This window comes from Arthrobacter sp. T572, assembly GCF_056780115.1.
Genome location: NZ_JBRAZQ010000002.1, coordinates 222,317 through 235,074, shown reverse-complemented (window position 1 = coordinate 235,074; position 12,758 = coordinate 222,317). Strand labels below are relative to the sequence as shown.

Below are 12,758 nucleotides of genomic sequence, written 5' to 3'. Positions count from 1 at the left end.
TCCGCACCGGCGGACCACGCCATCCAGAACAGGGATTCCCAGCACGCATGACGCTTCCGGGCACCGACGAACTCGCCGGCCTGCACCAGGCCCTGGACCACTGGTTCACGCAGGCAGCCAGGGATTTGCCATGGCGCGACCCGGACTGCGGCCCGTGGGGAATCCTGGTCAGTGAGGTCATGCTGCAGCAGACCCCGGTGGTCCGGGTGTTGCCCGTCTGGCGGGACTGGATGGAGCGCTGGCCCTCCCCTGCCGACCTCGCCAACGAACCGTCGGGAGAAGCGGTGCGGCATTGGGGGCGGTTGGGGTATCCCCGCCGGGCTTTGCGCCTCCATGCCGCTGCCGTGGCCATCCGGGACATTCACGATGGCAAGGTACCCGATACCTACGCCGAACTCCTGGGCCTGCCAGGGGTCGGCAGTTACACAGCTGCCGCCGTCGCCTCCTTTGCGTTCGGCCGCCGCGAGACCGTGGTGGACACCAACATCCGCCGCGTCCACGCCAGGCTTTTCATGGGCACAGCGCTGCCGGCCCCTGCCCTGACGGCCGCCGAGATGAAGCTGGCGGTTGCTGCCCTTCCGGAGGACCGGCAGCTGTCCGTCCGGTGGAACGCGTCCGTTATGGAGTTGGGCGCCACGGTTTGCACGGCACGCAGCCCCAAATGTGCCGACTGTCCTGTCCGCGCACGGTGCGCCTGGTTGGCGGCAGGCGAGCCTCCGCCGTCGTACACCCCCAAGGGTCAGGCCTGGCACGGCACCGACCGGCAGGTCCGCGGTGCCGTGATGGCCGTACTGCGCGAGGCCGCCGCGCCGGTTCCGCGTGAGTTGTTCGAGCGGGAGCCGGCGGACCTCGGATTCGGACCGTCCGGCGTCGGGGTTCCCCTGGCGGCGCTACACCGGCTCAATACTGCTCCGGAGCAGCTCGAGCGGGCACTGGACGGCCTGCTCCAGGACGGTTTGGCTGAAATGCACGACGGCGGGCTGCGGCTTCCAGCCTGACCGGCCGGGTGTCGCTTTGGCCACAGAGCGGGACGACGGGTAACAATGCGGGCGCTGTTCCGCGGATACCGGATCCCCCCGGGCGTCGCCGGGCCTACCCTGAAGCATGGGGAAAACCGCACTGGCGTTGACCTTGGCCGGAACGGCGGCGCTGCTGCCCGGCTGTCTGGAGGAACCCGTGGCGTGCCCCGCCGTAGGGCAGGTTCCCGGGGTTTCAATCACGGTGGCTGCCAGCTACGCGCCCTCGGTGGATTCCTTGACCATGAAAGCCTGCCAGGACGGGACGTGCACACAGGAAGAGCTTGTCCTGCACCCCGGGGCCGTGGCTGTGGACCAGGGATGCACGCCGGAGGGTACGTGCTCGGCCACGACATCGCCCGACGGCACTTTGCAAGGGTCCCTCATGCTTCCTGTGCTCACGGAGTCACCGCTGGAGGCGACTGTTTCCGGAACGGCCCCGGACGGAGCGTCCCTCCCTGTCAGGAGCCTGACGTTCACGCCCAAGGGTGAATATCCCTTCGGTGAGCAGTGCGGGCGGTTTATCACCGCGCATGTGCTGCTGGACGCCGCTGGCCTGAGGCAGGACTAACCAATTTTGTTGGGGGCTGCCGCATAACCGGGCCGGAAACGGGTACGCGTGCATTCATCACCATGTGGATCCACGCTGGAGGTCTCCCGTGCCTTTGTCCGAACATGAGCGACGGGTTCTGCAGAACGTCGAACGTGAACTTTTCATAGAAGACCCCGCTTTGGCCCGACGGCTTGAATCGGGCCGGGCCGAAGACGGCCATGTCCCGCGGCGGACGTTGGGCCTGGTTGCCTTGGCGGCAGGTGTCCTGTTCTTCCTGCTGGGGCTGCTGGAGAACCTCGCGGCGGTGGGCTGGCTCGGATTCCTGGTGGCGGGGCTGGCGTTGGTCGACTTGTGGACGCACCGGAGAGAAGGGCGGGGCAGGAGGGGCAGATAGGCGATTCCCAAGGGGATGTATCGCGTTCAGACTTGCCCGGGAGGCAACTCCCTGCTCTGCCCCTCTTGTCAATCGACTACCCGCCGTCCCAGCCGGGAGTATACGTCCGGTCGCTTTGAGCGAAGGTACAGCGCGTAGACGATGCCGCCGATGAACAGAGCGAACGTGAATGACATAAAGATGACGGTCAGAACGGCCGATCCGCCAATCAACTCAGGGTAATTGGTGATGGCCAGCCACGTAATGGCACCGAGGAACAGCACACTGATCAAGGGGGCCACGATCGTCTTCCAGACAGACCCCGGAGTGGTACCGCGGCGGCGGGCAAAGTAGACCAGGACAGCCCCGCTGGTGATAAACATCAGGAGCAATACAGCAAAGGTGCCACTGCCGCTGGCAATCGGATAGAGGACCTCCGGAGCAACCCCCAGAACGGTGAAGAGCACCGTTGCCGCCGCCCAGACCAAACCAACAGCAAGCGCAGATACGTATGGAGACCTATGGCGCGGATGGACACGGCCCAGGATTGAGGGCAACGCATGGTCCTGCGCCAGCGAGAAACTGTACCGGGCCGAGATGTTCTGGATGGACAGCATGCAGGCCAGAACCGAGGTGATCAGCAGAACCATGGCAATATCGGCGAAGATCCTTCCCGCCAGGGCCGCCGCGGCATCATTGAAGAGATTGACGGTGTTCTCTTGGGCAGCGGTCTGGATATTGTCAGCTCCAAGGAAGGCTATGTATGCCCATGCCGCCACCGCATAAAAGATTCCGATTCCCACCACGGCAATGTATGTTGCCCGGCCGATGGTCTTGTCGGGGTTCTTGACCTCATCGCGGTAGATGACCGTCGCTTCAAAACCAAAGAAATTGCCCACAGCAAAAAGCAACGCCAAACCAAGCGAAGCATCCGTGACCGACGGCAGGGCGAAGCCGGCGGTTTGCACTGCCTCCAGGCCGCTGGCGGAGAACGACACCAGATCGAAGACCACGATGACGGCAACTTCGAGGAGCATCACGATCGTGAGGACCTTGGCGGAGAGGTCGATCCGGTGATAAGCCAGAATGGTCGTCACCGCAGTGATACCCAGCGCGTACCAGTACCAGGCAATCTCCGGACCACCCAGCGTGTTCACCACGAAGCCCTGGAGCGTGACGCCGAAGAACGACGGGGCGAAGAAGCCGATGAAGATGTAGCCGAAGAGTGCGAGCAGCGCGCCGCCAAGGCCCGCCGGTTTGCCGAGGCCCTCCGTCACGAATGAATAGAATCCTCCGGCGCCTTTGACGCTGCGGCTCATCTTCACAAAGCCAACGGAAAAGATCAGCAGCATCAACGTCACCAGCAGGTAGATCGCCGGGGCGGTCTTTCCGCTGAACATCAGCAACACCGGCAAGGTTCCGGCTACCGTTGCCAGCGGCGAGGAGAACGCAAGCACATTCATGACGAGCTCACCAACTCCCATGTTGCCACTGAGCTTGTTCGTCCGGACCTGGCGCGCCAACCCAGGTGTGTCTGTTGCGGTGTTGTTCATGTAATCCTCATCACTGGATATTGCGTGCCGGATCACACTATCCGGGCGGCAATTGGGGAACATGTGCCATGTTGGGACACCACCGCCCTGGAAGTCGATGCCGGCGGCAAAGGGCGGTTGACCTAAGTCGGGACTCCGGAGCCGATCTCGAGAATGGAACGTGAAAGCGCCACTGTGCGGTCCACCAGGACCTGCAACTCCGGCTCGCCGCCGTTCCAGGCCGCCCATCGTCCCGCACCGTCAAGGAGCGTAAGAATAACGTGGGCAGTCTGGCGGGAGAGCGGGTATCCCATGTCCTGCGCCGACGCGACAAACATGGCTTCGCGCAAGCGCAACCAGGCGGAAATTTCTTGCCGGACTTCCTCGCTGAAGAACCGGGACACCTTGTCCGTAGCGACCAGCAGATCCCCGAGATCGGCCTCAAGGCCCCTTAGGTGCTGGACCAGGTGAAAGCGGACCAAAGCTGCCCAGTACTCTTCCGGACCAGCAGTAGCCTGCACGGCCGCCAGGAGTCCGAGGGCAAACCTCCGCCTGAACCCCAGAAGGACCTCAGCCACGATTTCCTCACGTCCACCCGGAAAGCTTGAGTAGAGGCTTGGTGCTTTGAGGCCCAGTTCACGGCTCAAGGTGCGCATCGTCACGGATTCGAAACCATGCGCCCCGGCAAGTCGGAGGAAGGCTGTAACGATCCGCTGCTGGGAGGTCGTCAGTAGGGGCCTGCCGCGGTCGGAAAGAAATTCTGCCAGGGCCGCGGTGGCCTGATCACGCGACGAATAGTTCAATGCCATCCTCGGCCTGCTGGTGAAACCATCTCCCACTCTAGCGAACGATCGTTAGTAAGGTAAAGGACTGCCGCGCCGTAGCCACAAAGAATCTCCCATCCGGAGATCCGGCAGGGAAGTGAGGAATCCGGCGCCCACGCGTCCCACGACGAGTTCGTCCGAGTAGCTGCTGCGGCTGGTCAGCGTCACTCCAGGGCGGGACAGGGTGAGCGAGCCTTGGGGGACCAGTTTGGCGGGTCGGCTCCCTTGCGCGGATTGGTGCCAGTCCCCGGCCCAGGGTACTTCGAGCAACGCCGAGGCTCCTGGGGAGGCGAACGTCCTGACCTTGTGTTTTGTGCGGCACAATCGCCGGATCAAGCTACGTTCCGGCACGTTCAGGAGCAAGCAGGCCACTGCCAGATCCGGACCATCAAAAATGGCAGGCACACTGTGCGTCATGGCGGAAAAGTCACCGCGGGCATAGGAAACCTTGGAAAAAGCGGCCACCAGCACGGCGCTGAGCCCTTTCAGATCAACGGCTCCGGCAACGTAATCCACAATGACGCCGTCACGGAGGCCGCGGATGTCCGTGATGCCGTCGAAATCCAAGGACTTCACCGCTTCGATAAACGGAGCAATCCATGGCCCGCAGCCAGCAGGCTGTGGAAGTTCCACCAGGAGGGTGCCAGGCCTGCATGAAAGGATCGTGGGTGCATAACCAGCCATCTTCACCTCCACCAAGGGCTAAGGAAGCGGACCGCAACGCCTGGAACAGTGCCGGCTCCAAGCGCTGCGGCCCGCGGTCTTCAGGAGGGGTTACGCCCCCGGGTACGGCCAGGGCGTGGCGTCGCTGATGTCGCGCCCTTCGACCATGTCTTTAAGAAGCCGGTGAACGTTGCGGCCGGACCGCTTCATCTGGTGGTCGCTCCGCTCCCCAAGTTCAGTCTCGTTAATATGTGCTGAGGCCCGCAGCCATTCAACATGCCGTCCTTGGGCGAGCTTCCTGTTCATCATCGGAATCAACTCTCAAAAACTAGTGGTGCCTTTTGGTCTTTCCAGAATCCAACTTTTGAGGTGCCGCTGATCGTGTCAGTTTGGGACACGGTGATCAGAAGAGGTCCGGTTGTCACCGGGAGCGGGCAGGATTTCCTCCTACTCCGTCCCACCGGATGGACCGGGATCCAGGGCAATGGCCAAGTGCTTGCTGGAAAGCTCCGGGTCGATCTGCGAAACCTGCATGGCGCAGCTGAACCCGTCCGTGAGGACCAGGGCATCCGACGCGCCCGCGAGCGCCGGAACGATGGAGTGCCCGGCAACCTTCATGGACATGTCAAAGTGTTCGGCTTCAAAACCGAAGTTGCCTGCCACGCCGCAGCATGAGGAGGATTCCACGAGCTGCGGCACCCCCCAGGCTTCGAGGACGCGTTTCTGGGCGCCGGAACCGAATACGGCGTGCTCGTGGCAATGGGTTTGCAGCACTGCCGTGACGGGCGGTTGGGCAGTGGGTTTCCAGCCACGATTTATGGCCTCATCCACTGCGACAGAGAACGAGCGGACCCGGTCCGCAACCCTCGATGCCGCCGCACCACCCACCAACTTTGGTCCTTCGTCGCGAATGGTGGCGGCACAGCTGGGTTCCAGGACCACGATGTCGCGGTCTGTGCCGTCGTCGAGCTTTTCGATCAACTGGGCCAGCCGCCGGCGGGCACCATCACGCTGCCCGGTTGAGATCCAGGTCAGGCCACAGCAGGCATCCGGGGTACAGCCCACGGAACTGCCGGAGTCGCGGAGCACACGGGCGGCGGCGGGAACGACTTCGGGACGGAAAGCGCGGGTGAAGCTGTCGATGAACAGCAACGCATCGGCACCGTCCGTGAAGCCGGCCTCCTGTATGCGTTGCCGGATGCGGCCCCGCTGGGCGAAGTCCGGGAGCCGACGCCGGGCGCTGACACCCAACCATTCGCCCACCAGGCGGAACGGACGGAATCCGGACCCCAGGTTGGCGAGGGCCGCTATGCGGGTCAGCAACGGCAGCCAACGGGGCAGCCAGCCGATGGAGTAGTGCGTGAAGGGGCGGATCCTGCCTTTGTAGTGTTCGTCTACCAGCTGCGATTTGGCTTCGGCGATATCCACGCCGGTGGGACAGTCGGCGGAGCACGCTTTACAGGACAGGCAAAGGTCCAGGGCTTCCCGGACTTCCGGGCTGGACCAACCGTTGTGGCTGGTTCCCTTGCTCCGCGTCAGTTCCTGGAGGACGCGGGCACGGCCCCTCGTGGAATCCTTCTCGTCTTTGGTGGCGCGGTAGCTGGGGCACATGAACCCACCGGTCGTCGCCCGGCAGCGTCCCACGCCGATGCACGCGTGGGTATTTCCTACGAAGGGGCTCACCACCGGCAGCAGCTGCCGGCTTTCAGTGGAAGGCAGGACGGCGGCACCTGCCACTGCGTGCAACCCGCCGTGGTCGGGGCCCGGCAAGGGAACCCCTTCCAAGGCAAGCGAGGCAGCAAAGGGCTTCGGGTCCACGATGATGCCCGGATTGAGGATTCCCGCAGGATCCCACAGGTTTTTGAATGCCTTGAAGATGCCCACCATCGAGGAGGAATACATGACATCCAACAGCTCACTGCGCGCCCGTCCGTCGCCGTGTTCCCCGGATAGTGAACCTCCATGGGACACCACCAGCTTGGCCGCTTCGCGGGTGAAGTCGCTGAAGGTCGTCCGGCCTTCGTCACTGCGGAGATCGTAATCAAGGCGCATGTGCACGCAGCCTGCGCCGAAGTGTCCATACATGAAGGCTGTGTAACCGTATTTTTTCACCAGTGGCAGCAGCTCCGCGAGGTAGTCTGCCAAGCGCTCCGGGGCTACCGCTGAATCTTCCCAACCCGGCCACGTCTGGATCCCGTCGATTCGCCGGGATGAAAGCCCGGCTCCGTCCTCGCGGACCCTCCAGAGCTTGGCGCGTTCCGAGGGCTCCGTCACTATGGCGTGGTCGATAACACGGCCGTCGGCGGCGAGTTTCTCCAGCAGACGTTCGCAGTCTGACGCCGCTTGACCGATGCTGTCTGCGGAGAATTCGACCATCAGGAAGGCGTTGCCCTCGGGAAGGGAGTCGACGCTGGCGGAGCCGCGGCGGTGCCGCATGATGTCCACGATCGAAGCGTCCAGGCCTTCGATGGCACTCGGCTTCGCGGCGAGGATGGTCATCACGTCGCGGGCCGAGTCAATGGTGTTGGCGTAACCGAGGCAAAGCAGGGCGGTGGTGCGCGGCTTGGGGACCAATCCCACCCTGGCCCGCACCACTATGGCACAGGTTCCCTCGCTGCCGGCAAGGGCGGCCGCGACGTCAAAGCCGTACTCAGGCAGGAGGTGTCCCACATGATATCCGGACACCTGGCGGGGAATGGACTGGAGTTCTACGCGTAGGGGCGCCAGGTTGGCCTGGGCGAGTTCCTTCAGCCCGTCCATGAGCTCACCGGCCCGGGTCACCGAGTGTTTGTCCGTGGCATCCACAGCCTGCAGGAAGTCCTTGCCGGCGCGCAGGTAGGCGCCGTCAGCTGTGACCAGTTCCAGTTCCTTGACGTGGTGCGTCATGCGTCCGTAAGCCACTGAATGATTGCCGCAGGCGTCGTTGCCAATGGAGCCGCCGATCGTGGCGCGTGTCAGTGATGACGGATCCGGGGCGAACGTCAGCCTGCCTTCGCTGGCCCTTTCAACGTAGGAACGCAATTCACCCAGCACCACTCCGGCGTCCACCCATACGGTGCCGTGATCGGCGTCGAGCGTTCCCACGGACGTCATTCGGCGCGAGAGATCGACGACGAGCCCCTCGCCTATCGCGTTGCCGGCCATTGATGTTCCGCCGCCGCGAGCGGTGGTGGGCACGCCGGAGGCGGAGCATGCGCGCATGACTGCACGGACCTCGTCCACATTCTGCGGGAAGGCGACAGCGGACGGACGCACGCGATAGTTCGATGCGTCATAGGAGTACTCGGAGAGCCTTCGCGGAGTCTCCTCCACCTCGATGCCCGCGTCCCGAAGTTCGTTCAAAAGGACTGCGACGTCGTTCTTGGGCATGCTTACGTTCTCCATTTCTGTGGTTCCACGGCAGTGTAGGCAGGCGGGGGTGGTGCCGCAGTGTGCCAAAACAGAACGGGCGCAGCGGATCTCTCCGCTGCGCCCTTGTCTGCTTGGGTTTTTACTTCAGGAACTCGGACAGGTTGTCCTTGGTGATCAACGTGAACGGCAGCGTGTACCGGTTCTCCGCTTTGCCGCCATTGAGGAAGTCTGTGACGACCTCGACCGCCTTGACGCCCTGACCGGCAGAATCCTGGCGAACAGTTGCCGACATGGTGCCAGCTTTGATGTTCTGCAGCGCAGGCTCGGTGCCGTCGACGCCCACCACTGCCTTGAACTCGGCAGTACGGCCCGCATCGGTGATTGCGGAGGCGGCGCCAATGGCCATCTCGTCGTTGTTGGCCACTACGGCGTCAATCTCACCCTTGCCAAAGCGCTGCAGGGTGTCTTCCATGTTGCGCTTGGCCTCGTCACGGCTGCCCTTCGCCTGGAATTCAGCGACAACCTTGAAGTTCTTGTTGATCTTGCTGTCGAAGCCCTTCTTGCGACGGTCGGTCCAGGACGCGCCATAAATGCCGGCTGCGAAGACGATGTCGCCGCCTTCAGGCATCGTTTTGTTCAGGTACTCTGCCTGCATTTCACCGGCCACAGTGTCGTCAACACCGATGTAGCTCTTGTAGGCCACGTCTGCACCTTCTGCGAATTCGGTGGAGAGGATGAACAACGGGATGTTGGCCTCAATGACGCGCTTGGCGGCGTTCTGGCTGCCTTCGCCGTCCAACGGTTGCAGGATGACGGCGTCAACCTGACGGGTGAGCAGGTCCTCCACCTGGTTGAGTTCGCTGCCAACGTCCTTCTTGGAGTCGGTGATGTTGAGCTTGACGCCCTTCTCGTCGGCAGCCTTCTTCATGGCGTCCGTCATGTGTGCCAGATCCGGGTCCTGCAGGTCAAGGACCACAACGCCGATGTTGTAGCTCTTGGCTGCCCCCTCGGAACTGCTGGCATTGGTGCTGCCTGCGCACCCGGTGAGTGTCAGGGCGCCGGCGGCCAACATGGCGGTGGCTGCGGCGAGCTTCTGTCGCATTCCCATGGTTGTTCCTTTCAGTGGTTCTTGATGCTGGGGAGATGTGTTGCTGGGTTGGTGGGGCCCAAGGGGTTGTGGGCCCCCGGACGCTGGTTCAGTCCGACTTCCAGCGGTTCAGGAGGACTGCAAGCACGAGGATTACGCCTTGCACACCTTGCTGGAAGTAAGAGGAGACGCCCATCAGGTTCATGCCGTTCATCACGACGCCCAGCAGGAGGACGCCGATGACGGTTCCGCGGATGGTGCCGACGCCGCCGAAGAGGCTCGTGCCGCCGATCACGACCGCTGCAATGACCTGGAGCTCGTAGCCGGTGCCGGCCACGGGGGCAGCGCCGTCGAGACGGGCAGTGAGGACCAAGCCTCCCAGGGCCGCGGTGACGCCACCGATCAGGTAGACGGTGAACAGCACCCTGCCTGTGGAGATACCGACCTTCTTGGCCGACTCCTCATTGCCGCCCACGGCGTAAACGTGGGAACCGAATTTGGTGCGGCTAAGGACAAACTCGCAGATGACGGCCGCGATCAGGAACACGATGACCGGGACCGGGATCGGTCCGACGAACCCGGACCCGAGCCACTCAGCGGGTCCGCTGAGTCCCGAGACGACCTGGCCATCCGTCACCACCAGTGCTGCGGTGCGGGCGATCGCCATGGTGGCCAACGTCGCCAGGAAGGGAAGGATGGCACCCCAAACCACCATCGCTGCGCTAAGGAATCCCACCAGGAGGCCCACTGCCAGGCCGGCTATCAGGGGTATCCAGAATGCCCCGCCGCTTGCTGGTGCCATAATGGCGAACACCATGCCGGCCAGGCCCACAATGGAGCCGACCGACAGATCAATGCCGGCGGTAATCATGACGAAAGTCATTCCAAGCGCGATCAGGCCAATGATGGAGGACTGCCGGACCACGTTGACCAGGTTGTTCACCGTCAGGAAGTTCGGGGCGGCAACCGCGAGGAAAATGATAATGAGTGCGAAGAAGATCAGGATGCCGTAATCGCCGACGAACCTCTTGACCTTGGTGGACAGGTCACCGTCTTTCAGATCAGCCGGACCCAACTTAGTCTTCAGGCTTTCCATGGTGAGGCTCATGAGTTGCTCCCGTTGATTGTTGTTCCGCGGGCAGCCATGGCGTCCACTACAGGCAGGGACGAGGTGCTGCCGATCTTCCGCCGCTTGTCAGGTATGCCGTCCCCGTTATCGATGTAGTCGTCCAGGGTCCCGTGGGAAATAAGGTGGGCTACCTGGGCTTCGGTGACGTCCCCAACGTGGAAGCGACCCACCACCTGTCCCTGCCGCATCACGGCGAACCTGTCAGCCACGGCAAACGCCTCGTCGAGGCGGTGCGTGATGATAATGACGGCAATGCCCAGGTCTTTGAGTCGCTGGGTGACTTCAATGAGCTTGTCCACCTTGGCCACGGACAGGTTTGCCGTGGGCTCATCCATGATGATCAAGCGTGCATCGAAGGCCAGGGCGCGTCCGATCGCGACGGCCTGCCTTTGGCCGCCGGAGAGCCGTTTGACCTTGAGCCGGGGGTTGATGGGGATGTCCAGGCGGTCCAGTACGCGCTTGGTTTCCGCTTCCATCTTCTTACGGTCGATGATCCGCACCAAGGGGCCAAGGAGGTTCTTCTGCGGTTCCCGTCCCAGGAATACATTGGTCCGGACATCGAGGTTGTCTGCCAGGGCGAAGTCCTGGTAGACCATCTCGACGCCTTGGTCGCGGGACGCTGACGGTGTGGGAAACTCCGTTTTCTTTCCGTCCAGCTCTATCGAGCCCCGGTCCGGCTGGTAGACACCGGTGAGGACTTTCATGAGCGTGGATTTGCCGGCAGCGTTATCGCCAAGGAGCGCAAAGGTCTCGCCTGGCATGACATCGATGCTGACGCCCCGCAAGGCGGACACCGCCCCGAATGTCTTGTGAATGTCTTTTAGTGCGACCAGCGGAGGGGTCGCAGGTGGTGCATCGGTCATCTCGTCCTCGTTTGATTGGGCCATGTAATGAACCGGTGAAACGCCTCCGGCGAGGATCAACCAAACAACGTTGTTTGATTCTGCAGATGATAGGAGCGGTTTTTAAAAAGCCCCGTCACTGCGTGACCTCCGCCACAATGTTTCACTTACTTGAACTTTGACGGACGGGATGATGGGGCATTTGTGCCAATTTGGAACACGGCTCTGAATCGATTCATTCCAGCAGGTCAATTCCTGGAGAATCGACCGGGCAACACCTGTTCCTTAAACGGCAAAACCCGGCCCCGGGCATGGACGGTTGCGAAAGCATCCATGCCCGGGCCGGGCATCAAGGGGTCCTAGGCGGACAGATCCACGGCGATCGCAACCCCGGTCCTGGCCGACCTCTCCGCGGCATCCGCAAGAATCAGGGCGGCCCGGCCGTCCTCGAAACCGGGATTCCGGTAAGGCAGGCCGCGGACGGCGCGAAGGAACTCAGCGACCTCGAGCCGGTACGCCTCCGCATAACGCTCCAGGAAGAAGTTTTGGTACGGTGCGATCCCCTCCACGGTTCTGGAACCCCAGTGCCGGACAAGGTTGTCATTCTTGTTTGATACGTGGAGCAGGCCGGTGGAGCCGAAGGCCTCTATGCGCTGGTCATAACCAAAGACGGAATGCCGCGAGTTCAGGATGGTCACAAGTTCACCCGTGGATCCCCTGAGGGTAACCACGGTCGAGTCGAAATCATCAGCCTGCCGGATAGCGTCGCTGAACACATTGGCGCCCCGGGCCGATACCTCCACGATGTCCGGAATGAAATAGCGGGCCATATCCAGGTCATGGATGGTCATGTCCCGGAAGATCCCACCGGACTGGGGAAGGTATGCTGCGGGCGGCTCACCTGGGTCCCGGCTGGTGATAATCAGCTGTTCCAAGGTTCCGATCTCGTTGGCAGCCACACGCCGTTTCAACTCCACGAAGTGTCTGTCGAAGCGCTTGTTGAAACCCAGGGCTATGGGAACATCAGCGGCCGCCGCCTTTGCCCGGAGCGCGTCAACACGCGAAATCTCCAGGTCGATGGGCTTTTCGCACAGCACCGGAATGCCTGCGTCGATGGATTGCTCCATCAGGTCCACGTGCGTGGCCGTTGGAGAGGCAACGATAACGGCGTCGACCTCCCCTGAGGCGAAGACCTCCGCAGGATCGTCGCTCACACGGCCACCAAACTCAGCCGCCGTTCGCTTCGCTCCCTCCACGAAGGGGTCGCAGACCCACGTGAGGATGGCTTCGTCCAGGGTTGCCAAACTCATGGCGTGTACTTGACCGATCCTGCCGGTCCCGAACAGGCCAACTCTGATCTGTTGCGTCATTGCAGATCTCCAGGATAT

The 12,758-nt window shown here is 62.5% G+C and carries 12 protein-coding genes; 3 read left to right on the top strand and 9 right to left on the bottom strand.

All coding sequences use genetic code 11. The features are described from left to right. Positions 1-47: 47 nt before the first annotated feature. From ACUYMZ_RS02215 to ACUYMZ_RS02205, 3 genes are all read left to right on the top strand, one after another. Entirely contained in the window at positions 48-998 is a 951-nt protein-coding gene (locus ACUYMZ_RS02215) for an HhH-GPD family protein (RefSeq protein ID WP_481601954.1), read from the top strand. A gap of 106 nt (positions 999-1,104) precedes the next feature. After that, positions 1,105-1,587 (top strand): hypothetical protein, encoded by a 483-nt coding sequence (locus ACUYMZ_RS02210; RefSeq protein WP_481601953.1) that lies wholly within the window; start codon positions 1,105-1,107, stop codon positions 1,585-1,587. 88 nt (positions 1,588-1,675) lie between these two features. Further along, entirely contained in the window at positions 1,676-1,963 is a 288-nt protein-coding gene (locus ACUYMZ_RS02205; protein WP_426005304.1) for a DUF3040 domain-containing protein, read from the top strand. 68 nt (positions 1,964-2,031) lie between these two features. Here the strand turns inward: ACUYMZ_RS02205 and ACUYMZ_RS02200 are convergent, their stop codons facing one another. From ACUYMZ_RS02200 to ACUYMZ_RS02160, 9 genes are all read right to left on the bottom strand, one after another. Next, positions 2,032-3,495 carry an APC family permease gene (locus ACUYMZ_RS02200; RefSeq protein WP_481601952.1) on the bottom strand — a complete coding sequence of 488 codons (1,464 nt, stop codon included), beginning with the start codon at positions 3,493-3,495 and terminating at the stop codon, positions 2,032-2,034. Between the two features lie 122 nt (positions 3,496-3,617). Beyond that, positions 3,618-4,277, bottom strand: a complete 660-nt coding sequence (locus ACUYMZ_RS02195; protein ID WP_481601951.1) for a TetR/AcrR family transcriptional regulator — start codon at positions 4,275-4,277, stop codon at positions 3,618-3,620. Between the two features lie 51 nt (positions 4,278-4,328). Further along, entirely contained in the window at positions 4,329-4,982 is a 654-nt protein-coding gene (locus ACUYMZ_RS02190) for a carboxyltransferase domain-containing protein (protein ID WP_442424238.1), read from the bottom strand. Positions 4,983-5,072: 90 nt separating this feature from the next. Continuing rightward, positions 5,073-5,270, bottom strand: coding sequence for a hypothetical protein (locus tag ACUYMZ_RS02185; RefSeq protein ID WP_426005296.1), 198 nt, complete (start codon positions 5,268-5,270; stop codon positions 5,073-5,075). Between the two features lie 138 nt (positions 5,271-5,408). Beyond that, a complete protein-coding gene (locus tag ACUYMZ_RS02180; protein ID WP_481601950.1) occupies positions 5,409-8,330 on the bottom strand; it encodes an FAD-binding and (Fe-S)-binding domain-containing protein in 2,922 nt (973 codons plus the stop codon). A 121-nt stretch (positions 8,331-8,451) separates the two neighbouring features. Beyond that, positions 8,452-9,420 carry a sugar ABC transporter substrate-binding protein gene (locus ACUYMZ_RS02175; RefSeq protein ID WP_426005292.1) on the bottom strand — a complete coding sequence of 323 codons (969 nt, stop codon included), beginning with the start codon at positions 9,418-9,420 and terminating at the stop codon, positions 8,452-8,454. Between the two features lie 88 nt (positions 9,421-9,508). Beyond that, positions 9,509-10,507 (bottom strand): ABC transporter permease, encoded by a 999-nt coding sequence (locus tag ACUYMZ_RS02170; protein WP_426005291.1) that lies wholly within the window; start codon positions 10,505-10,507, stop codon positions 9,509-9,511. Further along, complete coding sequence (locus ACUYMZ_RS02165; protein ID WP_481601949.1) at positions 10,504-11,415, bottom strand: ATP-binding cassette domain-containing protein; 912 nt, start codon at positions 11,413-11,415, stop codon at positions 10,504-10,506. Before ACUYMZ_RS02165 ends, ACUYMZ_RS02170 begins: the two co-directional genes overlap by 4 nt. Before the next feature lie 314 nt (positions 11,416-11,729). After that, positions 11,730-12,740 carry a Gfo/Idh/MocA family oxidoreductase gene (locus tag ACUYMZ_RS02160; RefSeq protein WP_481601948.1) on the bottom strand — a complete coding sequence of 337 codons (1,011 nt, stop codon included), beginning with the start codon at positions 12,738-12,740 and terminating at the stop codon, positions 11,730-11,732. Positions 12,741-12,758 lie beyond the last annotated feature (18 nt).

What these genes read in the sequence shown, in the direction of transcription:
- ACUYMZ_RS02215 (WP_481601954.1), top strand. Translation starts at nt 48, where the DNA reads ATGACGCTTCCGGGCACCGACGAACTCGCCGGCCTGCACCAGGCCCTG.
- ACUYMZ_RS02170 (WP_426005291.1), bottom strand. Translation starts at nt 10,507, where the DNA reads ATGAGCCTCACCATGGAAAGCCTGAAGACTAAGTTGGGTCCGGCTGAT.
- ACUYMZ_RS02210 (WP_481601953.1), top strand. Translation starts at nt 1,105, where the DNA reads ATGGGGAAAACCGCACTGGCGTTGACCTTGGCCGGAACGGCGGCGCTG.
- ACUYMZ_RS02200 (WP_481601952.1), bottom strand. Translation starts at nt 3,495, where the DNA reads ATGAACAACACCGCAACAGACACACCTGGGTTGGCGCGCCAGGTCCGG.
- ACUYMZ_RS02185 (WP_426005296.1), bottom strand. Translation starts at nt 5,270, where the DNA reads ATGATGAACAGGAAGCTCGCCCAAGGACGGCATGTTGAATGGCTGCGG.
- ACUYMZ_RS02160 (WP_481601948.1), bottom strand. Translation starts at nt 12,740, where the DNA reads ATGACGCAACAGATCAGAGTTGGCCTGTTCGGGACCGGCAGGATCGGT.
- ACUYMZ_RS02165 (WP_481601949.1), bottom strand. Translation starts at nt 11,415, where the DNA reads ATGGCCCAATCAAACGAGGACGAGATGACCGATGCACCACCTGCGACC.
- ACUYMZ_RS02190 (WP_442424238.1), bottom strand. Translation starts at nt 4,982, where the DNA reads ATGGCTGGTTATGCACCCACGATCCTTTCATGCAGGCCTGGCACCCTC.
- ACUYMZ_RS02175 (WP_426005292.1), bottom strand. Translation starts at nt 9,420, where the DNA reads ATGGGAATGCGACAGAAGCTCGCCGCAGCCACCGCCATGTTGGCCGCC.
- ACUYMZ_RS02180 (WP_481601950.1), bottom strand. Translation starts at nt 8,330, where the DNA reads ATGCCCAAGAACGACGTCGCAGTCCTTTTGAACGAACTTCGGGACGCG.